The organism is Pandoraea communis (genome assembly GCF_902459745.1).
GTDB lineage: Bacteria > Pseudomonadota > Gammaproteobacteria > Burkholderiales > Burkholderiaceae > Pandoraea > Pandoraea communis.
Map to the genome: position 1 here is coordinate 856,366 of NZ_CABPSJ010000001.1, position 22,937 is coordinate 879,302.

Annotated in this window: 20 protein-coding genes, 1 tRNA gene and 1 pseudogene; 5 read left to right on the top strand and 17 right to left on the bottom strand. The window is 64.3% G+C overall.

What is annotated here, in order from left to right; translation table 11 throughout:
- Nucleotides 1-90 precede the first annotated feature (90 nt).
- The 3 genes from PCO31110_RS03990 to gatC form a co-directional block, all read right to left on the bottom strand.
- Nucleotides 91-507, bottom strand: a complete 417-nt coding sequence (locus PCO31110_RS03990; protein ID WP_246189753.1) for a hypothetical protein — start codon at nt 505-507, stop codon at nt 91-93.
- 95 nt (nt 508-602) lie between these two features.
- The gene (gene gatA, locus PCO31110_RS03995) at nt 603-2,093 is read right to left on the bottom strand and encodes an Asp-tRNA(Asn)/Glu-tRNA(Gln) amidotransferase subunit GatA (RefSeq protein ID WP_010805635.1); all 1,491 of its coding nucleotides are present in this window, start codon (nt 2,091-2,093) and stop codon (nt 603-605) included.
- A 112-nt stretch (nt 2,094-2,205) separates the two neighbouring features.
- Entirely contained in the window at nt 2,206-2,505 is a 300-nt protein-coding gene (gatC, locus tag PCO31110_RS04000; RefSeq protein WP_010805636.1) for an Asp-tRNA(Asn)/Glu-tRNA(Gln) amidotransferase subunit GatC, read from the bottom strand.
- A 550-nt stretch (nt 2,506-3,055) separates the two neighbouring features.
- On the opposite strand from gatC, the gene PCO31110_RS04005 reads away from it, so the two are divergent.
- From PCO31110_RS04005 to rodA, 5 genes are all read left to right on the top strand, one after another.
- Nucleotides 3,056-4,099 carry a rod shape-determining protein gene (locus PCO31110_RS04005; RefSeq protein ID WP_010805637.1) on the top strand — a complete coding sequence of 348 codons (1,044 nt, stop codon included), beginning with the start codon at nt 3,056-3,058 and terminating at the stop codon, nt 4,097-4,099.
- A gap of 184 nt (nt 4,100-4,283) precedes the next feature.
- Entirely contained in the window at nt 4,284-5,252 is a 969-nt protein-coding gene (gene mreC, locus PCO31110_RS04010) for a rod shape-determining protein MreC (protein ID WP_010805638.1), read from the top strand.
- Nucleotides 5,253-5,261: 9 nt separating this feature from the next.
- A complete protein-coding gene (gene mreD / locus PCO31110_RS04015; protein ID WP_010805639.1) occupies nt 5,262-5,774 on the top strand; it encodes a rod shape-determining protein MreD in 513 nt (170 codons plus the stop codon).
- Between the two features lie 52 nt (nt 5,775-5,826).
- Complete coding sequence (gene mrdA / locus PCO31110_RS04020) at nt 5,827-8,061, top strand: penicillin-binding protein 2 (RefSeq protein ID WP_010805640.1); 2,235 nt, start codon at nt 5,827-5,829, stop codon at nt 8,059-8,061.
- Nucleotides 8,061-9,209, top strand: coding sequence for a rod shape-determining protein RodA (gene rodA / locus PCO31110_RS04025; protein WP_010805641.1), 1,149 nt, complete (start codon nt 8,061-8,063; stop codon nt 9,207-9,209). The genes mrdA and rodA overlap by 1 nt, the downstream gene beginning before the upstream one ends.
- A 90-nt stretch (nt 9,210-9,299) precedes the next feature.
- On the opposite strand, the gene PCO31110_RS04030 is transcribed toward rodA, so the two are convergent.
- The 14 genes and pseudogenes from PCO31110_RS04030 to PCO31110_RS04095 form a co-directional block, all read right to left on the bottom strand.
- A complete protein-coding gene (locus PCO31110_RS04030) occupies nt 9,300-10,019 on the bottom strand; it encodes a tetratricopeptide repeat protein (RefSeq protein ID WP_010805642.1) in 720 nt (239 codons plus the stop codon).
- Nucleotides 10,020-10,155: 136 nt separating this feature from the next.
- A complete protein-coding gene (locus tag PCO31110_RS04035) occupies nt 10,156-10,578 on the bottom strand; it encodes a DsrE family protein (RefSeq protein ID WP_010805643.1) in 423 nt (140 codons plus the stop codon).
- A 96-nt stretch (nt 10,579-10,674) separates the two neighbouring features.
- Complete coding sequence (locus PCO31110_RS04040) at nt 10,675-10,890, bottom strand: hypothetical protein (protein ID WP_144265876.1); 216 nt, start codon at nt 10,888-10,890, stop codon at nt 10,675-10,677.
- A gap of 471 nt (nt 10,891-11,361) precedes the next feature.
- Nucleotides 11,362-11,805: a 6-carboxytetrahydropterin synthase QueD gene (gene queD / locus PCO31110_RS04045; protein ID WP_010805645.1), complete on the bottom strand. Its 444-nt coding sequence runs from the start codon at nt 11,803-11,805 to the stop codon at nt 11,362-11,364.
- Nucleotides 11,806-11,814: 9 nt separating this feature from the next.
- A complete protein-coding gene (queE, locus tag PCO31110_RS04050; RefSeq protein WP_010805646.1) occupies nt 11,815-12,450 on the bottom strand; it encodes a 7-carboxy-7-deazaguanine synthase in 636 nt (211 codons plus the stop codon).
- Between the two features lie 22 nt (nt 12,451-12,472).
- The gene (queC, locus tag PCO31110_RS04055) at nt 12,473-13,210 is read right to left on the bottom strand and encodes a 7-cyano-7-deazaguanine synthase QueC (protein WP_150583592.1); all 738 of its coding nucleotides are present in this window, start codon (nt 13,208-13,210) and stop codon (nt 12,473-12,475) included.
- A gap of 218 nt (nt 13,211-13,428) precedes the next feature.
- Nucleotides 13,429-13,504, bottom strand: a tRNA-Phe gene (locus PCO31110_RS04060).
- 106 nt (nt 13,505-13,610) lie between these two features.
- A complete protein-coding gene (locus PCO31110_RS04065; RefSeq protein WP_150689677.1) occupies nt 13,611-14,348 on the bottom strand; it encodes a response regulator in 738 nt (245 codons plus the stop codon).
- Nucleotides 14,349-16,640 (bottom strand): sensor histidine kinase, encoded by a 2,292-nt coding sequence (locus tag PCO31110_RS04070; protein WP_281350611.1) that lies wholly within the window; start codon nt 16,638-16,640, stop codon nt 14,349-14,351. It lies immediately after the preceding gene.
- Nucleotides 16,641-16,959: 319 nt separating this feature from the next.
- Nucleotides 16,960-17,547 (bottom strand): annotated as a pseudogene (locus PCO31110_RS04075) (DUF4390 domain-containing protein); the annotation flags it as partial.
- Nucleotides 17,544-18,857 carry a 16S rRNA (cytosine(967)-C(5))-methyltransferase RsmB gene (gene rsmB / locus PCO31110_RS04080; RefSeq protein WP_150689680.1) on the bottom strand — a complete coding sequence of 438 codons (1,314 nt, stop codon included), beginning with the start codon at nt 18,855-18,857 and terminating at the stop codon, nt 17,544-17,546. The gene rsmB and the pseudogene PCO31110_RS04075, both read right to left, overlap by 4 nt.
- A gap of 174 nt (nt 18,858-19,031) precedes the next feature.
- On the bottom strand, nt 19,032-19,892 hold the full coding sequence (htpX, locus tag PCO31110_RS04085) for a zinc metalloprotease HtpX (protein ID WP_010805652.1): 861 nt from the start codon (nt 19,890-19,892) through the stop codon (nt 19,032-19,034).
- Nucleotides 19,893-20,108: 216 nt separating this feature from the next.
- Nucleotides 20,109-21,092, bottom strand: coding sequence for a methionyl-tRNA formyltransferase (gene fmt, locus PCO31110_RS04090; RefSeq protein ID WP_010805653.1), 984 nt, complete (start codon nt 21,090-21,092; stop codon nt 20,109-20,111).
- Between the two features lie 30 nt (nt 21,093-21,122).
- Nucleotides 21,123-22,877, bottom strand: coding sequence for an ArnT family glycosyltransferase (locus PCO31110_RS04095; RefSeq protein ID WP_150689681.1), 1,755 nt, complete (start codon nt 22,875-22,877; stop codon nt 21,123-21,125).
- Between the last annotated feature and the right edge of the window lie 60 nt (nt 22,878-22,937).

The following is a 22,937-nucleotide window of genomic DNA, read 5'->3' on the forward strand; positions in this document are numbered from 1 at the left end:
GGCATGGCGCATTCGCCCTGCCCTTGCCGCCGGTCGTCCCCGCTGCGGTGACGCTCCGGCCTGTTCCTGTTCGTCGGTCGCTGCTGACGCTTATCTGCGAGTTCCCGCCGCGCAAATCCCCGAGTGCGGATCGAAACTCACCGGCCATGCGTTCTCGTAGATACCCGGCGTGCAATACGCCTCGCAGTTCGCATGTCCGATGGTCACGTTGCCTGGATCCTGCCAGATGAGCAACTTGCAACTCCCGCTGTTCGCGCGCAGTTCGATGCTCGGACGCCACTGCGTCTGGTGAAAATCCGCCAGATTGAAGTGGCAGCTCCCGCGCTTGCCGACCCACAGACGCCAGTCGAGCGACTGCACCTGATTGGCCGACACATTGAGCGTCGCCTGTTCGCGAAAACCGTCCTCGTCCGTCTGCGAGCAATACCCCGACAGATTGATCTCGCGGTACGCAATCGGCGTTGGCCGCCCAAACGGCAAGGTGCACGACGCGAGCGTGAGCACCATGCCGGCAAGCGTCAGGCCCCTGGCGGCCAGGGCCAGCGCAGCCGTGCGCGAGCCGGCAGGCGCGAGAGACATCACCACGCGCGGGCGGCTCACGATCAAACGCCCGACGGCGCGCGCTTGTGCCAGTCGGTCGCGCGCTGGAACGCGTCGGCCACCTGCAGCAGGCGAGCTTCGTCGAAGTAGTTGCCGATCAGTTGCAGGCCGACCGGACGCGCATCGCGTCCCGGCCCGACCGGCAGACTCATGCCAGGCAGACCGGCCAGGCTAACCGACAGCGTGTAGATATCCGCCAGATACATCTGCACCGGATCGGCGCTCTTCTCGCCGAGGTTCCACGCGACCGACGGGGCCACCGGCCCCATGATGACGTCGCACTGCGAGAACGCGTTCTGGAAGTCCTGGGCGATCAGGCGGCGGATCTTCTGCGCCTGTAGATAGTAGGCGTCGTAGTAGCCGTGCGAGAGCACGTACGTGCCCACGAGAATGCGGCGCTTGACCTCGGTGCCGAAGCCTTCGGCACGCGACTTCTTGTACATGTCGAGCAGATCGCGATACTCGGCGGCGCGGTGGCCGTAACGCACACCGTCGAAACGCGACAGGTTCGACGAGGCTTCGGCCGGTGCCAGCACGTAGTACACGGGGATCGACAGTTCCGTCTTGGGCAGCGACACCGGCACGCGCACGGCGCCAAGCGTCTCGAACTCGCGCAAGGCGTTGTCGACGGCTTCGCGCACGTCGGCGTCGAGGCCTTCACCGAAGTATTCGGCCGGCAGACCGATGCGCAGACCTGCCAGCGGCTTGTCCGCCGTGGCACCGTCGAGCGGCTTGCCCAGCGCGCGCGCGAAGTCTTCGTCGGCACGCTCGAGGCTGGTCGAGTCGCGGGCGTCGAAGCCCGCCATGCCGTTAAGCATCCACGCGCAATCTGCCGCGCTGTGACCGAACGGCCCCCCCTGATCCAGCGACGACGCGAACGCGATCATGCCGTAGCGCGACACGCGCCCGTATGTCGGCTTGATACCCGTCACGCCGCAGAAGGCGGCCGGCTGACGGATCGAGCCGCCGGTGTCGGTGCCGGTCGCGACCGGCGCGAGACGCGCAGCCACCGCGGCGGCCGAACCACCCGACGAACCGCCGGGCACGGCACGCTTGTCCCACGGGTTCTTCACCGGGCCGTAGTGCGAGTTCTCGTTCGACGAGCCCATCGCGAACTCGTCCATATTGGTCTTGCCCAGCGTGACCATACCGGCCTGCGCCAGACGCTCGACCACGGCCGCGTCATACGGGCTCACGTAATTCTCGAGCATGCGCGAGCCGGCCGTGCTGCGCCAGCCGCGCGTGACGAACACGTCCTTGTGCGCGACGGGAATGCCCAGCAGGGGCTGGTTCGCGCCGTCACCCGCCGCAATGCGGGCGTCGGCTGCACGTGCCTGCGCGAGACTGGCCTCGGCGTCGACGTGCACGAAGGCGTTCAGATCGGCAGCGCCGGCGATACGGTCCAGATAGTGCTGCGTCAGCTCGACGCTCGAGACGCGCTTCGCGTCGAGCGCGGCGCGCAAATCCTGCAAATGAATCAGATCTTGTTCCATGATGGCTGCTGTGTTGCGCGTGAGGGAATGAGGTGCGCCGAGGGCGTGCGGCAACACGTTGCGTGAACCCCGGCCGGGCCGGGCAGGCCGGACGTCAGGCAACGCGCCGGACTCATTCGATGACCTTCGGCACCAGATAGAGGCCGTCCTGCACGGCGGGGGCCGGACGTTGATTGGCGTCGCGGTCGACCACTTCCGTCACGACGTCGGTACGCAGCCGCTGGGCAACTGCCTGAATTTGCTCGATCGGATGCGCAAGCGGAGCAACGCCCTTCGTATCGACCGATTGCATCTGCTCGACGAGCGCGAAGAAGCCGTTCAGCTCCTTTTCCATATGAGCCGCCTCGTCTTCGGCCAGCTCGAGACGCGCGAGATGAGCGATGCGTTTGACGTCTGAGAGATTCAAAGCCATGAAGAAATCCCGAAAAAATGCGCATTGGAGAGCAGCCGGATGCGCACCTGACGCCAATATTAGGGACAGAATGCGGAGAATGCGCGAATGAGATCGAACTCGTCTGCGGTTTTACTCCGTGCACCGGGCTGCGCAGGAGGGCTGGCGCGCCGCGCCACAAGGCTCCCGGCCCGAACGCCGAGGGCGTCGAATGTGGTGTCAACGTGCTCGTTTTTCCTGCAAAACCTGCGAAATTATAAGGTATCATTGCGCATTAAATTTGCGTCGGAGCGTGTTTTTGCACCCTTCGCCGCTGTCGCGCAGGTGGGCCGCGGTCAATCCGGGGGGCGTGACAGATGATCGCGCAGTCCATTGAAAGCCCCTGACGCGACGGATTTATAACGGCAGCCCCGCCTCCTGCCCAGTACAGCATTCCTCGGTTTGTCCGCACGTTTCGCGAGCCGCCGCGTGGCGCCTGGCGATTTTTTTGCGAACAGTCCGGAACCCAGATGACAGGCAGTCGTCCCAGTCACATCCCTTGGGGCGGCCTCACGCAAACACAGGATTTTGCATGTTCGGTTTTCTTCGCAGCTATTTCTCCAACGACCTGGCCATCGATCTGGGCACGGCCAACACCCTCATTTATATGCGCGGCAAGGGCGTCGTTCTCGACGAACCGTCGGTCGTCGCCATTCGCCAAGAGGGTGGCCCGAGCGGTAAGAAGACGATTCAAGCCGTCGGCAAGGAAGCCAAGCAGATGCTCGGCAAGGTGCCGGGCAACATCGAGGCGATCCGCCCGATGAAGGATGGCGTGATCGCCGACTTCACGGTCACGGAGCAGATGATCAAGCAGTTCATCAAGATGGCACACGAGTCGCGCCTGTTCTCGCCGTCGCCGCGCATCATCATCTGCGTGCCATGCGGTTCGACCCAGGTCGAGCGCCGCGCCATCAAGGAAGCCGCACACGGTGCTGGCGCTTCGCAGGTGTATCTGATCGAAGAGCCGATGGCCGCCGCCATCGGTGCCGGCCTGCCGGTCTCGGAAGCCACGGGCTCGATGGTCGTCGACATCGGCGGCGGCACGACCGAGGTGGGCGTGATCTCGCTGGGCGGTATTGTGTACAAGGGTTCGGTGCGCGTCGGTGGCGACAAGTTCGACGAAGCCATCGTCAACTACATCCGCCGCAACTACGGCATGCTGATCGGCGAACAGACCGCTGAAGCGATCAAGAAGGAAATCGGCTCGGCCTTCCCGGGTTCCGAAGTCAAGGAAATGGAAGTGAAGGGGCGCAACCTCTCGGAAGGGATTCCGCGTGCCTTCACCATTTCGAGCAACGAAATCCTCGAAGCGCTGACCGATCCGCTCAACCAGATCGTGTCGTCGGTGAAGATCGCGCTGGAACAGACCCCGCCGGAACTGGGCGCCGACATTGCCGAGCGCGGCATGATGCTCACGGGTGGCGGCGCGCTGCTGCGTGATCTGGACCGTCTGCTCGCGGAAGAAACCGGCCTGCCGGTGCTCGTGGCCGAAGACCCGCTGACCTGCGTGGTGCGCGGTTCGGGCATGGCACTCGAGCGCATGGACAAGCTCGGCAGCATCTTCTCCTACGAGTAAGGCAACGTGCGTGGTTCGTCGTCCGGCGCGGTGGGGCAATCCCTTCCACACCTCGCCAGACACGGCCAACCTCGCAGCAAGACCACGCGCACGGAGCTTGCCGTCATGCGGTTCCGTCGCGCCCGACTGACACCATTCGCGCACCGCAGCGGCTCGCTGCGCGTGCTTCCCTGAAGGGCCTACCATGCAGTACAGTCCGCCGCCACTGTTCAAACAGGGACCGTCGGCGCTGGCCCGGCTGATCTGTTTCGTCGCGCTCGCCATCGGCCTGCTCGTGGTCGACTCGCACTACAACACGCTGGAACGGGTTCGGGCCGTTGTCGGCACCGCGCTCTACCCGGTGCAACGCATGATGCTGTTGCCGCGCGACGCCATTCTCGGCGTGGCGGGCTTCTTCTCGACCGAATCGCAACTCACTGGCGAGAACCGCACGCTTCGCGAGCAAAATCTCGAACTCTCCGTCCAGGCCCAGCGCAATAACCAGTTGATGGTCGAGAACGAACATCTGCGCCAGATGCTCGCACTACGCGAGCGCCTGCCCGTACCCAGCATTCCCGCCGAAATCGAATACGACACGCGCGACCCGTTCACGCAGCGCGTGGTCATCGATCGCGGCACGAAACACGGCGTGAAGCTGGGCGCGCCGGTCGTCACGGAACAGGGGCTGCTCGGCCAGGTCTCACGCGTATTCCTGCTGCAAAGCGAAGTCACGCTGCTCACCGACAAGGAACAGGCCGTGCCCGTGCAGGTCACGCGCAGCGGTGTGCATAGCGTGATTTACGGCGGCATGCGCGGCGACGTGCTCGACCTGCGTTTCATTCCGCTGTCGGCCGACGTCAAGGTCGGCGACGAAATCGCCACCAGCGGTCTGGACGGCATCTACCCTGCCGGTCTGCCCGTGGCCCGTATTACCAAGGTCGATCGCGTCTCGGACACCGCGTTTGCGCGCATTCTGTGTCAGCCGGTGGCCAATCTGCGCAGCCAGCGTCAGGTGCTGGTGCTGCAATACACCACGCCGCTCGCCCTGCACCCGGACGCCGCCGCCGATCTCGCGCGCGCCTCCGATCCGTCGGCAAGCGGCGAAAAGCCTGGCCAGAAGGGTGCCACTCGCGCCGATCCGAAGCGCGCGCCGACGCTCCGAAAGGGCCATTGAGGAATCGACATGTCACGACCGCAATACATTCTGCTGCCGGTCAATCCGTACTTCATCGCGCTCAGTCTCGTGGTGGCGTTTCTGGTGAACCTGATGCCGTGGGGCCATGCCCCGGCCATGCCCGACTTCGTCGCGCTGGTGCTGATGTTCTGGAACATCCACCAGCCGCGCAAGGTGGGCATGGGCGTGGCATTTCTCGTCGGGCTGTTGATGGACGTGCACAACGCCGGTTTGCTCGGCGAACATGCACTCGCCTATACGCTGCTGTCGTACGGTGCAATCATGATTCACCGCCGCGTTCTGTTCTTCACGCTACTCGGGCAGGCGCTGACGGTACTGCCGCTGCTGCTGCTCGCCCACGTGGTGCCGTTCATCATTCGTCTGGCAACCGGCGCGGCATTTCCGGGCTGGTGGCCGCTCGCGGCGAGTTTCGTCGAAGCCTTGCTCTGGCCGGTGATCAGTATCCTGCTGCTGGCGCCGCAGAAACGCGCCGTCGACCGCGACGACACGCGTCCAATCTGATGGGCCGCCCGCCTGCAAGACCGCACCATCGAGTTCCGCCCGCCCAGCCAGAATGACCGAGTTCAAGAACCCCCAGCAACAACTGCAGACGTTTCATCTGCGGGTGACGGCGGCTGCGTTTTTCGTGCTGATCTGCTTCAGCCTGCTCGCGGTGCGTTTCGTCTACCTCCAGGTTTTCCGTCACAATCAGTACGCGCTGCAAGCCGACGAAAACCGTGTCTCGCTCGCCCCGATCGTGCCCAACCGGGGCGTGATCATGGATCGTAACGGCGTGGTGCTCGCGCGCAACTACTCCGCCTACACGCTGGAAATCACACCGTCGAAGATCGGCCGCCCGCTCGAGGACCTCGTCACCGATCTGTCCGACGTGATCGAGATCACGCCACGCGACCGCGCCCGCTTCAAGAAGCTCATGGACGACAGCAAGAGCTTCGAGAGCCTGCCGATCCGTACGCGCCTGACCGACGAAGAAGTCGCCCGCTTCACCGCACAGCGTTTCCGCTTCCCCGGCGTGGATGTGCACGCTCGTCTGTTCCGTCAGTACCCGCTTGGCGAGACGGCCGCGCACGTGATCGGCTATATCGGCCGGATCTCGCTGCGCGATCGCCAACGGATCGAAGCGATGAGCGACGAGAACGACAGCGATAGCGCCAAGTACGATATCCGCCGCGACGTGAATAACTACAAGGGCACCGATTACATCGGCAAGATCGGCGTCGAGCAGAGCTACGAGACGCAACTCCACGGCATCACCGGTTTCGAGGAAATCGAAGTGACCGCCGGCGGCCGGCCGGTGCGCACGATTTCACGCACCCCCGCCACGCCGGGCGACAACCTCGTGCTGTCCATCGACATCAAACTCCAGCAGGTGGCCGAACAAGCCTTTGCGGGACGGCGCGGTGCGGTCGTGGCCATCGAGCCGAAGACGGGCGACGTACTCGCGTTCGTGTCGGCCCCGAGCTTCGATCCGAACATGTTCGTCGAAGGCATCGACCAGCAGAATTGGGACGCGCTGAACAACTCGGCCGACCGCCCGCTGCTCAACCGTCCGCTGCGCGGCACCTACCCGATCGGCTCGACGTACAAGCCGTTCATGGCGCTCGCCGCACTCGAACTCGGCAAACGCACGACCAATTGGGGCTTCCAGGACACGGGCTCGTTCACGCTCGGCAACCACACGTTCCGCAACGACATTCGCAACGGTCAGGGCTGGATCGACATGTACCGCTCGATCGTGGTGTCGAACGACACGTATTACTACATGCTCGCGCACGACCTCGGCGTGAACGCCATCCACGACTTCATGGCGCCGCTCGGCTTCGGTCAGTTGACGGGCATCGACATCGAAGGCGAAGCGCGCGGCATTCTGCCGTCGACCGAGTGGAAGCGCAAAGCCTACAAGAAGGCCGCGCAGCAGAAATGGTACGACGGCGAGACGATCAGTCTGGGCATCGGCCAGGGTTACAACTCGTTCACGATTCTGCAACTGGCGCACGCCACGGCCACGCTGGCCAACAACGGTGTGGTGATGAAGCCTCACCTGGTCAAGGCCGTCGAAGACCCGGTATCGCACTCGCGCCAGTTGACCGTGCCGCATGAGAGCGCGCGGCTGCCGTATAAGCAGGCGGATGTGGATTTCGTCAAACGGGCGATGGTCGGCGTCATCAAGGAAGGTACGGGCCGTCAGGCGTTTGCCGGTGCCCCGTACGACGCCGGCGGCAAGACGGGCACGGCGCAGGTCTACTCGCTGGGCAAGAACGAGAAGTACAACCACAACGCGATTCCCGAATTCAAGCGCGATCACGCGTTGTTCATCGCTTTCGCTCCCGCGGATGATCCGAAGATCGCCATCGCGCTGATCGTCGAGAACGCCGGTTGGGGCGGCGCGCAAGCAGGTCCGGTCGCACGCCGTCTGCTCGATTACTACCTTATCGACGAACCCAAGGAGCGCGCTGCGGAAGCGGCGGCGTTGCAGGCTTCGGCATCTGCACCACGCGCTGCCTCGGGGGCGCTGGGTGTGTCCGCCGCACCGGACGCGCCGCCCGCCAGCGCCGCCGAATTCGGAGGCCGTACTGCCGGCGCCCCGGCGAGCGTGGCACGCGCGGCTCCGGTTCCCGCCACGGCATCGGAGGCTACCGCAGGCGCGCCGCGTGTGGCCGAAGGCCGCGCCACCACGGCACCGGAAGCGCCGAAGCCGACCCCGCCACGTCAGCCCGCCGTAAGCCCGACCGTCGCCGACGAGGCCCGCCATCGCGCCGCCATTCGTGCGCAAGGAGGAACGCCATGATGGCGCTCGACAAACATACGTGGAAAGAGCAGGTCAAACGCCTGTTCATCGGCTTCGACAAGCCGCTGGCGCTGATCGTCTTCCTGCTGCTGTGCGTGGGACTGGTGACGCTCTACAGCGCCAGTATCGATGTGCCGGGCCGCGTCGAGGATCAGATCCGCAACATCGTGCTCACGTTCATGCTGATGTGGGTGCTGGCGATGATGCCAACGCAAACGCTGATGAAGTTCGCCGTGCCGCTCTACACGGCCGGTGTTGCGTTGTTGATCGCGGTGGCGATGTTCGGGCTGACGAAGAAGGGCGCGAGGCGCTGGCTGAACGTCGGCATGGTGATCCAACCGTCCGAGATCATGAAGATCGCCATGCCGCTGATGCTCGCGTGGTACTTCCAGAAGCGCGAAGGCAACATTCGCTGGTTCGATTATCTGGCTGCGCTGGCGCTGCTCGGCGTGCCGGTCGGACTCATTGCGAAGCAGCCCGACCTCGGCACCGGCCTGCTCGTGGCGGCGGCCGGCCTTTATGTGATCTATCTGGCCGGCCTGTCGTGGAAACTCATTCTGCCGGTGCTCATCGCCGGGGTGCTTGGCGTCGGAACGATCCTCGCGCTTGAAGACAAGATCTGCCAGCCGGACGTCGAATGGCACATCCTGCACGACTACCAGAAGCACCGCGTGTGCACGCTGCTGGACCCGACGACGGACCCGCTCGGCAAGGGCTTCCACACGATTCAGTCGGTCATTGCCATCGGCTCCGGCGGCACCATGGGCAAAGGCTGGCTCAAGGGAACGCAGGCACACCTTGAGTTCATCCCCGAGAAGCACACCGACTTCATCTTCGCCGTGTTCGCCGAAGAATTCGGGCTGATCGGCGAAGGCGTACTACTGGTGCTGTATTTGTTGCTGGTGGCGCGCGGGCTGATGATCGCGGCTTCCGGCGCGACCCTGTTCGGCCGGCTGCTCGCCGGGTCGGTCACGATGATCTTCTTCACCTACGCCTTCGTGAACATGGGGATGGTGAGCGGCATTCTGCCGGTGGTCGGCGTGCCACTGCCGTTCATGAGCTACGGCGGTACCGCGCTGGTGACGCTCGGCCTCGGCATCGGCATTCTGATGAGCGTTGCGCGCGAGAAGCGGCTCATGCAGAGCTGACGGTGCTCTGACACCACAGTGCCGGGAAGAGCCGGGAAGCGGAGAAAACGGCAGGGTCATCGCCCTGCCGTTTTTGTTTTGGCGGGTGGCTTAGCGAGCCGGGGACGGTGCGGGAAACGACGGCTGCGGACGCTCGCGATTCATCGCGTCGAGTTTGCCCTGAGCCGCCACGTCGCCCTGTGCGGCGGCCCTCTCGTACCACAGACGCGCCCGCTCGATATCCGGCGTGACGACCCCGTAGCCGCGCTCGTAGTAGCTCGCCACGATGTACTGCGACGGCAGGTCACCGCCGCGCGCCGCCTTTTCGTACCAGCCGAACGCGGCCTTATAGTCCTTGGGGACACCGCGTCCGATGAAGTACTCGTTGGCGATGGCCGCCTGCGCTTGCACATGCCCCTGCTTCGCGGCCTTCTCGTACCAGAGATTGGCCTGAGGAATCGACTTGCCGACGACGTAACCGTCGTCGAACATCTTCCCGTAGACGTATTGCGCCTGCGTCATGCCCGCGTTCGCGGCACGCGCCAGCCAATGCACGGCGCCGTTCGGATCGGGGGTGCCCCCTTCGCCGTTGAGCAGCATCATCGCGTAGTCGAACTGCGCCAGACGATTGCCCTGTTCGGCCGCCCGGCGGAACTCCTCCAAAGCCTGCGACTGCTGCCCCGCTTCGTAGTGATGGACGGCCTGATCGGTCAGTGTCTGCGCGGGGGCCTGAGCGGCAGCCACCGCATAGGGAATCGGCTGGCACGCCACGCTCGCGAGCGTGGCGGCGAGACCGGCGAGCAGCCGGCGCATGGCGAAAGACGGCGACATGACAAACCTCCGGGGGCGGGCTTGCGTCTATTGTGCGCCAATCGAAAAAGACATGCCGGCACCGCCCGTCTTCGGCGTTGGTCCAATAAAAAACCCCGGCACATGGCCGGGGTCGGGTGCCGCAGGAAGCGCCGGCTTACGGCTTGATATACGCGTAGCCCTTCTGCTGCAAGCGCGTGAGTTCGACCACGCCCGAGGGTGTGAAGTCGGCGTCGAGCACGAACTGGTCCTTCTTCAGATTGCGCTGCTTGAGCGTGATCTCGCACACCTCGAACTTGACGCCACGGGCATGCAGCGCCGAGATCAGCGGCCCGACGGTCGCGGCATCCTTGTAGCTCTCCATCAGGAAATCGACCCCTTGCGCATGGGCGACGACCACAATGTCGGAATCCGGTACGGTGTCGAGCTGGTTGCGGATGTTGCGCAAACCGGCAAGTGCCTGATGCTCGGCGTCGTTGATGTGATACACGACCTTGTCGCGTGCGAACGCCGGCGTGGCGGGCAGCGCAAATGCCGTGAGCAGGAATGCGGCCAGCAAGCCGCGCAGCAGCGTCTTCATGTGTGGAGTCTCCCCTGTTGGTTACGTCGTACCAGCCGCATCATAGCGCGTTGACGCGCCGTGGGTCATCGACGAAACACGCCGGTCCAACCCGTGTCAGACAGCCGAACTCGGATAGCCGTGTTGCAAATACCACTCCAGGCTCGGCGGACTATACGCAGGCGGCGAGTCGGGGAGCGGCGCGCTCGGAAGGCCGTAGTGAGGCGCGATGTCGCTTGCCGAATAGGGCGGCGGCGCCCCCCATGCGTCGCCGGTCTGCGTTGCCGAATACGGCGGCGGCACGTCCGACGCACCGTCGGTTCGTACCGGCATATCGAATGACCGGAGATGAGCCCCTCGCGCCGCGTCAGACGATGCGATGCCGCCGGCCGATCGCGAACCCGTAAAGTCCGCACGAAAATCGCCACGTGGGCGCGAAGGTGCGCTCGGTCGCGGCCGGGCGGACACGACCGGCCGATTGACTACGCGATCGAGCGAGCTCAGATTCCCCTGTGAATCCACTCGGCGCATCGAGATGAACTGCACGTCCGTCTGACTATCGTAGGCAACCCCATTGTTACCCGCTGAGATTCTTGACATGACCTTTCCTGTAATGAAAAAACCCGCCAGACATCGATATCTGACGGGTTTGGACTTTCAGTCATGTCATCACCGGCGGCCATCGACTTCGCCAGTGGAGTTTGGAATTTGACGTGCCGTAGGCGGCATCCCAGTCAATTCAGATGGCATCGGCTCAATTGCGCCCGCGGCGCGAACAAATGCCGCGTCGACAGACCCGCCCCCTTACGCCGTGACTTCCGACCAGCAATTCGGCGTTTCGTACAGGCGCAAACGCACGAGGCGCAGGTCGTGACCATAGTGCGTATCGAAGACGCTGCTCAGCTTGTCGAAGGCCGCGGCGGCCAGATTCTCGACGGTCGGCACGCGATCGAAAACCACCGTCTTGTGATCGGGCATCGTCTCCAGGAAGGCGCGCACGGCCGTATCGCCTTCATAAACGAGGAACGCGTGATCCCACACCGATACGAGGTGTTCGTTGGCCAGCGCCTTCACGTCGGCGAAGTCCATCACCATGCCGTTATCGGACGCACCGCTCTCGCGGCTCACTTCGCCCGCCAGCGTGATCTCGAGCACGTAGCGATGCCCGTGCAGGTTACGGCACTGGCTTCGGTGATCGGGAATGCGGTGGCCCGCATCGAATTCGAGTTTCCGGGTAATCGTAATCACGGCAACGGCTCAGGGAATATTCAGGTATTTGTGCGTCTGCATCGACAGCGACCAGCGCGGATGCGATTTGCAATAGTCGATCGCCAGCTTCGTGTTGGTGTCGCGCAGCGGGCCATCCATCGGCTGGAGATAGAAGTGCCGGAAGTCGAGCGCTTCGTAGTCGGCCAGACGCTGACGATCCTGCGGCACCACCACCTTCAGTTCATCGCCGCGCGTGACGACCATCTCCGCATCGGCCTTCGGGCTCACGCACACCCAGTCGATGCCCTCGGGAATGACTTGCGTGCCGTTGGTCTCGACCGCAATGCGAAAACCCTCGGCGTGCAGCGCATCGATGAGCGGCGCGTCGAGTTGAAGCAGCGGCTCGCCGCCGGTGCACACGACAAACCGATGCGCCCGGTCGCCCTGCGGCCACAACGCCACGATTTGCGCGACGAGTTCGGCCGGCGTGCGGTACTTGCCGCCATTTTCGCCGTCGGTGCCGACAAAGTCGGTGTCGCAGAACTGGCAGACGGCGTCAGCGCGGTCCTCTTCGCGGCCGGTCCACAGGTTGCACCCTGCAAACCGGCAGAACACCGCCGGGCGGCCGGCGTTCGCGCCTTCGCCCTGCAAGGTGTAGAAGATTTCCTTCACTGCGTACGTCATGATTCTCTCGATAGTCGAAGGATCAGGCCGCGCCGCGATCCTGATCGTTACTGCGGGCGCGCCACTGCTCGTAGCCGCGCTGGCGCAACTGGCACGCCGGACATTCGCCGCAACCGTAGCCCCATGGGTGCAGCACGCTGCGCTCGCCCAGATAGCATGTGTGCGTGTCTTCGCGCACGGTCTCGACGAGCAACTCGCCGCCCAGATCCTGCGCCATCTGCCACGTGTCGGCCTTGTCGATCCACATGAGCGGCGTCTCGACGATGAAGCGCTGATCCATGCCCAGATTGAGCGCGACCTGAAGCGCCTTCATGGTGTCGTCGCGGCAGTCGGGGTAGCCCGAAAAATCGGTCTCGCACATCCCGCCGACCAGCACGCGCAAACCGCGCCGATACGCAATAGTCGCACCAATCGTCAGAAACAGCAGATTCCGGCCCGGCACAAAGGTATTCGGCAATTGGTTTGCCGCCATCGCAATCGTGGTCTCGCGCGTGAGCGATGTCTCGCTGATCTGCCCCAGGATCGACAAATCGATCATGTGGTCGTCGCCCAGACGCGGTGCCCACTGCGGGAAACGCTCACGCAGCTTGGCCAGCACGTCGGTGCGGCACTCCAGCTCCACGCGATGGCGCTGGCCGTAATCGAAGCCCAGCGTCTCGACGCGCGCATAGCGCGACAGCGCCCACGCGAGGCAGGTGGTCGAATCCTGTCCACCGGAGAACAGAACCAGAGCGGAATCGGTGCTTGTCGTCATGATCATGCGCTAGCAGTATCGCCCTCGCCGTCAGGACATCACGACGATGAGGGCAGGGGCACGCGCTTGCGGCCACCCCTCGGGCAGCCCGCGTGCGGGATGTGTCACGCGATTTTGAACCGCGATGCCCCGCGTTGCTATCGCCGGGACGTTATACCCATCATCGGGCGGCGTTTTCGTTCAAACGCAAAAAGGGCTTGCGATGTGCGCAAGCCCTTCGAATTTGGTGGCCTGGGTCGGAATCGAACCAACGACACGCGGATTTTCAATCCGCTGCTCTACCAACTGAGCTACCGGGCCAAGAGAAAAGCGATTATAGAGACTGCGAGCGCTTTATGCAAGCCCTATATCGAAAATATCCGCAGGAAAGCGGCATCGCGGCGCGCCTGCGCGCGCCATGCCGCCATCAAGTCTTGCTCTTGGAAAGCTCCACGCCCAATTGCTTGAGCTTGCGATACAAGTGCGTGCGTTCCAGCCCGGTTTTTTCGGCCACGCGCGTCATGCTGCCGTGTTCCTTGGCCAGGTGATAAGCGAAGTACGCGCGCTCGAAAGCATCGCGCGCCTCGCGCAGCGGAACGTCGAACGAAATGTCCGCAGACATGCCCGCGGCCACCCCAGCGGTGCCCTCGGCATCGTGCACGCCAATTGGCGTGTGATGCGTGGCCGCACCGTTCAGGCCCGTGCCCGCGTGGCGCGTTTCGCTCTCACCGAAGACGCCCGTATCCAGCGCGTCGTCGTCGGCATCGAATGCACTCGCGACGCCACCGGACAGATCGCGCTTACCGCGTGCCAGCCCCTGTTCCACTGCTTGCAACAGCTTCTGCAAGGCGATGGGCTTTTCTAGGAAATTGAGCGCACCGATCTTGGTCGCCTCGACGGCGGTGTCGATCGTCGCGTGGCCCGACATCATGATCACAGGCATGGTCAGCAACTGCTGTGCCGCCCACTCCTTGAGCAAGGTCACGCCGTCGGTATCGGGCATCCAGATATCGAGCAGCACGAGGTCAGGCGTGTGCGTGGCGCGGAACGCACGCGCTTCCTGCGCGTTCTCCGCCACCTCCACGACATGCCCTTCGTCGCTCAGAATCTCCGAGAGCAGCTCCCGGATCCCCATTTCGTCGTCCACCACCAAAATGGTTGCCATTTACGCTACCTTCGTGTGTTCTGCCGGCTTGTTGCGCGGCAGGTCCTGGTCGTCAGCCAATTGAGTAAACAAGATAGAAATCTGCGCCCCTGCACTGCCTTCGCCCTCGGGTAACGACCGGTTGCGAATGTCGATGCGCGCCTGATGCTCATCGATGATCTTCTTGACCATCGCGAGTCCCAGCCCGGTGCCCTTCGACTTGGTCGTCACGTAGGGCTCGAATGCGCGGGTCAGAATGCGGGCCGGAAAACCCGGCCCATTGTCCGTGATCGTCAAACGCGCCGCAGTGCGCTTCGGCTCGCCGGGATGCACATCCGATCCTGCGTATTCTACTGTCTTCGTTTCCACCGTGATAATAGGGTTTTCGGTTCCGCCCACGGCATCTTGAGCATTCTGCAGCAGATTATGAATAACCTGACGCAATTGCGTCGAGTCGCCACGAATTTCCGGCAGCTCGGCGTCGAGATACGGACGAATCGCACCACGCCCTTCGTCCACACCGTATAACGTCAACACCTCGCCGATCAACTCGTTGAGTTGCAGCGGATGCATGATCGCCGGCGGCAGACGCGCGTAATCGCGAAAATCGTCGACCATACGCTTCATTGCCGCCACCTGATTGACGATGGTTGTCGCGCCGCGGCGCAGTACCTCGGCATCGGCCGGCGGCAACTTGTCCGACAATTTCATCTGCAATCGCTCAGCCGACAGTTGAATCGGCGTGAGCGGATTCTTGATCTCGTGCGCCAGACGCCGCGCCACTTCGGCCCACGCGACCGAGCGCTGCGCGGAGATCACGTCGCTGATGTCGTCGAACACCACCACATAGCCGCCGCCCGCGCGCGTCGGCACCCCGGCCACCGCCACCATCGGTTCCGGCAGATGTGAGCCGCGCACGAGGAGCGTGACGGCGTCGGTCTCGCCCGGCAGCGTCAGGCCAATCTGCTGTTGCCAGTGCCCGCCCGGCCCGAGATCGGCATTCGCATCGCGATCGGCGAAAGCGCGGCGCAACGTCTCGCCGAACTCCACCAGCGCCGGAATATGCGCGGGTGAACGGTTCAGCTCGCCCTGAAAGCTCTGCTTGAAGATGCGTTCGGCACCGGCGTTGGCCGTCGTCAGCCGGAATTCCTGGTCGAAGACGAACACCCCGGCCGTCAGACTCGACAGAATACTCTCCAGGTGAGCCTTGGAGCTTTCGAGCGCGAGACGGTTGCGCTCGACTGTCGCCCGGGCGTCCGACAATTGACGCGTCATCGCATTGAACGCCTGCGTGAGGAAGCCGAGTTCGTCGTTGGTACGCACTTCCCCCTTCGGCGACAAATCGCCCGCCGCCACTTCCTGCGTGCCGCGTGCCAGCAGGAACAGCGGGCGCGCAAGCTGATTGCCGAGCGCCAGCGCGAGCATCATCGCGACGAACGTCGCCAGGAACAGCGACAGCGTCAGCGTGCCGATATACATCTTGCGCAGGCCGGTACGGCCAAGCGCCTTTTCCTGATATTCGCGATAGGCGTTCTGCACTGCCTCGGCGTTCTGCGCGAGATTGGCCGGCACCAGTTGCGTGACTTGCAGGAAACGCTCCTCGTCCTGCAACGACGACGAGTAGCCCGACGGGATACGAATCACGACCCGCCATCGCAACTGATCGTTGCCCTGGCGCTTGTCGTAACCCTCGCTGCCGCCTTCGATGGCGGTATAACCGCGCGACTGCGTGCGCGCCTGACGCAACATGAGGGCCGTTGGCAGTTCGGGCACAAGCGCATTGAAGTTGCCCGACGCCGACGCGAGCACACGCCCGTTACCGTCCACGATCGTGGCGTCTTGCAAACCGAACTGGTCGCGCATGCGCAGGAGCGTCAGCGTGCCGCCCTTGTCGCCGCTCGACGTGAGATTGTCGGCAACGAGCCGCGCTTTCGCGCTCAGATCCGACAAGCCGTTATTCAGAATGGCGCGGCCGAGTTCGAGTCCCGAGTCGAGCGCCGTCTCCACGCGCACATCGAACCACGATTCGATACTGCGCGAGACGAACTGCAACGACACCAGATAAATGATGCCGCCCGGCAGCACGCCGACCAGTGCGAAGAAGATCGCGAGCTTGGCCAGCAAACGCGTGCCGAAGCGGCGCTGACGCAGGCGCACCAGAATGATCCAGACAAGCGCACCGACGATGAAGATGAAGATGATCGCCACCGCAATGTTCGCGGTGTAAAGCAGCGAATAGTAACGATCGAAGAATTCGGTATTGGCCGACGCGAGCGCGAGCAGGCAGAACAGCCCGATGGCGACCAGCGCCATCGTGACGAGCAGCGTGCGAATGATGATGTGCTTGAGCAGTCCGCCGCCGTTATTTGACACGGGCAGCTCCGGGCGGCAATGCCGCACTGAAGGCGAGCGGCAGATTGCCCGTCAGACGGGGCGAGGCATCCGTGGTGCCGAACGCTGCCGTTGCCGCGCCGGCCTGCCCCGCCATGCCGGCGCTCGCAGACGCGCTTGCCGGCGCGACAGCGGGCACGCTCACCGGGGCAGCAGCGCCGGACGACGCCTTCGGTACGACGCTCGACGTTGCGACGACAGGTAACGCCGGCAGGCTGGCCGCTGCCGGCGGCGCACTCGGCGAGAACATGAAGCGCGCCCAGTCCGAACTGAGATTCCAGTCGCGGTTGTTCACGGCATCGATCTGGAACGGCTTGGGCATGAGGGCGTTGTCGAGGCGCATGCGCACCGACGCCTGGTATTGGGTGCCTGCCTTGGCGACGCCTTTTTCAATGACGCGCCAGCCGCTCACGTTGCGCACAAGCGCAAGCGCATCGCGCAACGAGGTGAAGCCGAGCTGCAGCCCGCCGCTGTTGCTGTTGCCGTTGTTGCTCGAGACACGGTATTGACGTGTGAGCGGCTGGAACCAAAGCCGCACGCTCTGCGAAGTGGTCACGACTTTCTCGTCGAACCAGTACCAGCGCGAGCGCGTGAGTTCGAAGTCGGTCGTGAAGTAAAGCGAGACGCCGCGATTGACCGCGTCTTCAAGGCTGCTGTTGAGTTCGAACGCGAAGCGCGCGTCGAGCGACCAGCCGCCTTCGGAAGGCTCGAGTCGAGCTTCGCGCACCTGAATTTCGTTTTCGGCGCGTGCGGGCGCTGCGAAGCCGAGCGCAAAAACGCACAGCAACAGCGGCAGCAAACTGGCCAGGAGCCGTTGGGAAAAAGTCACCGTTTCTGGAAGCGAGCGTAGTAGAAGCCGTCATGGGCGCCGCCAGGGGTCATTAGCAATTGCCCGGGAGCGTCCAATCGTACCGCATCTGTGCGGACACGTTCAAACCATTGCGCTTGCGATTCGTTTTCCGCCGGGAAGACGGAGCACGTCGCATAAATCAGTTCACCGCCCACAGCCAGGGTATCCCAGAGCGCGAGCAGAATGCGCTGCTGCTCTTTCACCAGGGCCGCGATGTCGGCCTCGCGGCGCAGCCAGCGAATGTCGGGGTGACGCCGCACGATGCCGGCCGCCGAACACGGCACGTCTGCCAGGATGCGGTCGAACGGCACGCCGTCCCAGCCGCCGCCGGACCACTTCGACGGGGTGCCGGCGTCGCCGATGCGCACGTCTGCGCTCAACCCCAGACGCTCGAGGTTCTCGTAGATGCGCGGCACCCGGGTGCGATCCGACTCCAGCGCCGTGACCTGCACGTCGGCCATCTCCAGCAGATGGCAGGTCTTGCCGCCGGGGGCCGCACAGGCGTCCAGCACGCGCAGCCCTGCGCGCGGGTTCTCGCCAAGCACGAGCGGCGCGGCCAGTTGTGCGCCGGCATCCTGCACCGACACCCACCCGTCGGCAAACCCCGGAAGACGGTCCACCGGCACCGCCTGCGCCAAACGCAACGCCACCGGGCCGATCACTTCGGACGCCATGCCCTCCTGCGTCAGCCGCGCTTGCATGGCGGCCACGCTGACGCGTCGCGTGTTGACGCGCAGGGTCATCGGGCCGCGGCTGTCCCCTGCGGCAAGCAGCGTCTCCCATTGATCCGGATAGGCCCGGCGCACAGTGTCGATCCACCACGCGGGGTAGTTCCAGCGCGCTTCGGGTTGCTTGGCAATCTCGGCCAGCAGGGTGTCGCGCTCGCGCAGATAGCGGCGCAGCACGGCATTGGCCAGCCCCTTCGCGGCGACGGTACGGCGCTGCGCGGCAATCGCCTCGACGGCCTGATCGACGACAGTAAATTCGGTGTACGCAGCGTCCTCGGCGGCGTCCTGCAGCAGCGCGAGGGCGCACAGCAGGATGTCGCGCACGCGGGCTTGCAGCGCGGACTCGACCAGCAAGGCGAGCAACGCACGGCTGCTGCCCAGACGGCGCACGGCGCGGTAAGCGAGATCCTGTGCGGCGGCGCGCACGGTCGGCGCGCACTGCGCGGTGGCTTGCGCCAGCGCTTGCGGCAACGCGGTGCCCTTCTGGACGGATTCGAGGGCCTGCGCAGCGCGTTGCAGCGCAAAGGCCAGAGATTCGGTGGGCAGATTCGGTTGCGGCATGGGCGTTCTACAAACGAACATGCCCGCGCGACGGCGGGCATGGGAGGCTATCGGACGGCTGTCGGGCGACAGGATAGCAGACTGGCGAACATTGCCCGAGGGCAACAGGCGCGCCAGCGGGCCAGGTTGTCGCCGGCGATGTCAGCCCTCACTTCCAGCGCATCGCTCACGCGATCAGGCCGGATATTGCCCGGTGCGTGCCATCTCCATCAGACGGGCAATGCGCTCTTCGGTCGCCGGGTGCGTCGAGAACAGATTGGCGATCGTGCCGCCGGAGAGCGGGTTCATAATCATCATCTGCGCCGTGGCCGGATGTTGCTCGGCCGTCTCGAACGGAATGCCCTGTGCGTAGCGGTGGATCTTGTCGAGCGCCACCGCAAGCGCCTGCGGATCGCCGGAAATTTCCGCACCGCCCCTGTCTGCCTCGAATTCACGGGCGCGCGAAATCGCCATCTGAATCAGCGATGCGGCCAGCGGCGCGAGAATCGCCACGGCAATGCTGGCGATCGGATTGGCGGGGCGGCCGTTCTCGTCGCGTCCGCCGAAGAACATGGCGAAGTTGGCAAGCGCCGAAATGGCACCGGCCATCGTGGCGGAGATGGTCGAGATGAGAATGTCGCGATGCTTCACGTGCGCCAGCTCATGCGCCATCACGCCACGCAGTTCGCGATCGGAGAGCACGCGCAGAATGCCCGTTGTGGCGGCCACTGCGGCATGCTCCGGATTGCGCCCGGTCGCGAACGCGTTGGGGGCGTCTTCGTTGATCAGGTAGACCTTCGGCATCGGCAGGCCGGCACGCTGCGACAGCTCACGCACCATGTTGTAGAACTGCGGTGCGCTCGTCTCGTCGACTTGCTGCGCGTTGTACATGCGCAGCACCATCTTGTCCGAGAACCAGTACGAAAAGAAATTCATCGCGAGCGCGAACGCCAGCGCGAGCATCATGCCCTGCTTGCCGCCGATCATGCCGCCCACCACCATGAACAACGCGGTGATGGCCGCCATGAGCAGGGTGGTCTTCATCCAATTGAACATGGTGTTCTCTTCTCCTCTGCAAATCTTGATGACCTGGGGAGCCACGTACTTTACGTGTCCTCGGGCGTTAGATGGTGCCAGGCGTCAAAAATTCAACGGCGGCGGCTTCAGCTTAGATACTTTTCGGATGTTTGCCTGAATTTCCTGCCAATTCACCGATGTTTTGCGACTCTTCCGTGCTGTTTTGATGGCAGGAACGCACAAACCGGCGAGTCATCACGCCGCCGCCGGGTCGACCGTCACGAACCGGTCGCCCGGCGTCAGCGCAAACCCCGCGAGGAATTCACGAACCGGGAGGCGCTTGCCGCCCGGCTTCTGACATTCGGTCACGCGCAATGCGCCTTGTCCGCAAGCGACGACGATAGCGTCAGCGCTCACTTCGAGAACGGTACCGGGTGTGGCGCCCGCCGTACCCGGTACAGCGCTCGCGCGCCACAGCTTTATGGGCGTGTCGTGCACCGTGCCGAGCGCGCCGGGGAACGGGTCGAACGCCCGCACCTGACGCGCCAGCACCTCGGCCGGCTTGTGCCAGTCGAGCACGGCCTCCTGTTTCGCGATCTTCTCCGCATAGGTCACCCCCGCCTCGGGCTGAGCGACGCTCGGCAGATGTCCGTCACGCGCGAGCTGGCGCAGCGCGTCGACGATCAGCTTGCCGCCCAGCGCCGCCATGCGGTCGTGCAGCACCGCCGTCGTGTCTTCGGGGCCGATGGGCTCGGCCTCACGCAGAATCATGGCGCCCGTATCGAGCCCCGCGTCCATCTGCATGATGGTGATACCGGTCTCGGGGTCGCCCGACTCGATGGCTCGGTGAATCGGCGCGGCGCCACGCCAACGCGGCAACAGCGAGCCGTGAATATTCAGGCATCCGTAACGCGGCAGATCGAGCACTTCCTGGGGCAAGATCAAGCCGTAGGCGGCCACGACCATGACGTCCGGCGCCAGCGCGCGCAGTTGTTCGATGGCGGCCGTCGCTTCCTCGGGGTACTTGCCGTTACGACGCAGCGACGGCGGCTGCGATACCGGCATGCCGTGTGCCAGCGCGTAGCGTTTGACCGGACTGGCTTGCAGCTTCATCCCACGTCCGGCCGGGCGATCCGGCTGAGTGAGTACCAACTCGACGGGAAAACCAGCGGCATCGATGGCGGCAAGCGCGGTTTGTGCAAATTCCGGCGTACCGGCGAAAACGATGCGAAGCGTCATGACGAACTTCCTCTTGCTGAACGCGGTAACTTATTTGACGGCATGGGTGGCCGCAGTGGCCGCACCGGTGGAAGCGTCCGGCGCGACGAAAGCGCGGAAACGCTCGTTGGTATCGCCTGCTCGGCCGCCCTGCCAGATCTCGCGCCATCCGGGGGGCGCAGGAATGCGCGCGGCGGCCTTGTCGAGCAGCAACAGCACGCCGCAGCGCGACGCCTGCGTCAGATCCGGGAGCTGCACCGGACGCACATCGATGAAATAGTCGAGCATTGCGCGCTCCGACTCGCCGACGTTGAACGACCCGACGCAAGCATTTGCCGCCGGGGAGCCAGCGGGTGCCAGGCGATCGAGCGATTCGCGCAGCGCAGCGAACGGCGTGCGGTAACTGCGAGCCTCGTTGACCCATGGCAGCAGCAGCGTCGAGAGAGTGCCCCAGACGAACATCAGCCCGGCGAAACCGAAGACGAGGGCGCCCAACTGACGACGATGCACGATCGCCGTCACCCAGAGCCCCGCGATGCCAAGCGCCGCCAGCAACAGGCCCGGCGAGAACGGCAACACGTAGTCGAGCGGCAGCCACTTACCGATCGGCCCGGCCGCGACGTGTCCGTTGCCGGTCAGTTGCAGCCCCCAGCGCACCCACAGAAACAGGCCCAGCACACTCATGAGCACGAGCGCCACGCCCGACCACGTCTTCTCGAGCCACGCGGGCAGGCGCGCACCCGCACCGAGCACAGCGATGGCGGGGAAGAGCGGCAACATATAGATATCGCGAATGGCCGACGAAACCACGAGCGTCAGCACGAACAATCCCGAGTACAGCCAGAGCATGACGTGCTCCGGACGCTCGCTCAGAAAGCCCCGCACCCCGCCCCCCTGCCGCAGTTGCGCAATCAATGCACCGACCGCCAGCCAGCCAGCGGGGAACGTCAGCCCGATCAGGCTCCTGAGGTCGCTCCAATACGACTTGCGCTCACCGCCGAGATGGACGAAGCCGAAGAAACGGCCGAAGTTGTTGTCCCAGAACCATTCGATGAAGAGCGGCTCGGAGGCGCGCCAGAACAGCATCGGCCAAATGACGACCCAAGGCAGCGCCGCCAGCACTGCCCATGCCAGCGCAGCGGCGTAACGACGCGTGCGATAGGCTGGCACGACGAGCACCGCCAGTGCGGTCAGGGCCAACACGCCGGGCACGAGCAAGCCTTTGCTCAAAAATGCGATCCCGGCGCCCGTGCCGAACAGCAGCCCCCACAGGCGGGGCGAATTCTCCGTCTTGGCCAGGCGGGCCAGCGCCGCAAGAGCGAGCGCCGCGCCCGCCAGTTGCGGCACGTCTGCGGTAAGTTTGTGAATGTTCTCAATGGTCCCGAAGCTACCCACCATCAGCATGGGTGCGAGCCAATTGAACCTATCCGTGCTCTGCGGGTGGGCCGGGTCGCAGAGGCGCTGCGCCAGACGGCCGACACAAAGCACCGCCATCACAAGCCAGGCCAATACCGCGAGTTGTGCGCCATCGAAGACCGGCAGCACGCCGGACGTCAATCGCGCGAAGAGCGCTCCCGTCCAATACATGACGGGCGGCTTCTCCACGAAGGGATCGGCAGCCACGTGAGGCACAATCAGATCGTGGCCGCGAAAGAAATTCAGGACCATGCCGACGGAATATGGCTCGTCGGCCTTCCAGGGGTCGCGATCGAACAGTCCCGCCAGTACGAAGGCGAACAGGAGTACGGCGCTCAACCAGTAGATCGTGCGGGTGCGGGATGACGACGAAGTAATGGCGATGGACATCTCGGCAAACGGTCGGGAGTTGGCCCGACGGCAGACGTTCGAGACGCCCCGTCGCAGCGG

What these genes read in the sequence shown, in the direction of transcription:
- PCO31110_RS04040 (WP_144265876.1), bottom strand. Translation starts at nt 10,890, where the DNA reads ATGCCGGTACGAACCGACGGTGCGTCGGACGTGCCGCCGCCGTATTCG.
- fmt (WP_010805653.1), bottom strand. Translation starts at nt 21,092, where the DNA reads ATGACGCTTCGCATCGTTTTCGCCGGTACGCCGGAATTTGCACAAACC.
- PCO31110_RS04065 (WP_150689677.1), bottom strand. Translation starts at nt 14,348, where the DNA reads ATGGCAACCATTTTGGTGGTGGACGACGAAATGGGGATCCGGGAGCTG.
- PCO31110_RS04035 (WP_010805643.1), bottom strand. Translation starts at nt 10,578, where the DNA reads ATGAAGACGCTGCTGCGCGGCTTGCTGGCCGCATTCCTGCTCACGGCA.
- PCO31110_RS04070 (WP_281350611.1), bottom strand. Translation starts at nt 16,640, where the DNA reads ATGGCGCTGGTCGCCATCGGGCTGTTCTGCCTGCTCGCGCTCGCGTCG.
- htpX (WP_010805652.1), bottom strand. Translation starts at nt 19,892, where the DNA reads ATGTTCAATTGGATGAAGACCACCCTGCTCATGGCGGCCATCACCGCG.
- rsmB (WP_150689680.1), bottom strand. Translation starts at nt 18,857, where the DNA reads ATGCCGCAACCGAATCTGCCCACCGAATCTCTGGCCTTTGCGCTGCAA.
- queC (WP_150583592.1), bottom strand. Translation starts at nt 13,210, where the DNA reads ATGATCATGACGACAAGCACCGATTCCGCTCTGGTTCTGTTCTCCGGT.
- queE (WP_010805646.1), bottom strand. Translation starts at nt 12,450, where the DNA reads ATGACGTACGCAGTGAAGGAAATCTTCTACACCTTGCAGGGCGAAGGC.
- PCO31110_RS04030 (WP_010805642.1), bottom strand. Translation starts at nt 10,019, where the DNA reads ATGTCGCCGTCTTTCGCCATGCGCCGGCTGCTCGCCGGTCTCGCCGCC.
- rodA (WP_010805641.1), top strand. Translation starts at nt 8,061, where the DNA reads ATGGCGCTCGACAAACATACGTGGAAAGAGCAGGTCAAACGCCTGTTC.
- mreC (WP_010805638.1), top strand. Translation starts at nt 4,284, where the DNA reads ATGCAGTACAGTCCGCCGCCACTGTTCAAACAGGGACCGTCGGCGCTG.
- PCO31110_RS03990 (WP_246189753.1), bottom strand. Translation starts at nt 507, where the DNA reads ATGGTGCTCACGCTCGCGTCGTGCACCTTGCCGTTTGGGCGGCCAACG.
- gatC (WP_010805636.1), bottom strand. Translation starts at nt 2,505, where the DNA reads ATGGCTTTGAATCTCTCAGACGTCAAACGCATCGCTCATCTCGCGCGT.
- gatA (WP_010805635.1), bottom strand. Translation starts at nt 2,093, where the DNA reads ATGGAACAAGATCTGATTCATTTGCAGGATTTGCGCGCCGCGCTCGAC.
- mreD (WP_010805639.1), top strand. Translation starts at nt 5,262, where the DNA reads ATGTCACGACCGCAATACATTCTGCTGCCGGTCAATCCGTACTTCATC.
- mrdA (WP_010805640.1), top strand. Translation starts at nt 5,827, where the DNA reads ATGACCGAGTTCAAGAACCCCCAGCAACAACTGCAGACGTTTCATCTG.
- PCO31110_RS04095 (WP_150689681.1), bottom strand. Translation starts at nt 22,877, where the DNA reads ATGTCCATCGCCATTACTTCGTCGTCATCCCGCACCCGCACGATCTAC.
- PCO31110_RS04005 (WP_010805637.1), top strand. Translation starts at nt 3,056, where the DNA reads ATGTTCGGTTTTCTTCGCAGCTATTTCTCCAACGACCTGGCCATCGAT.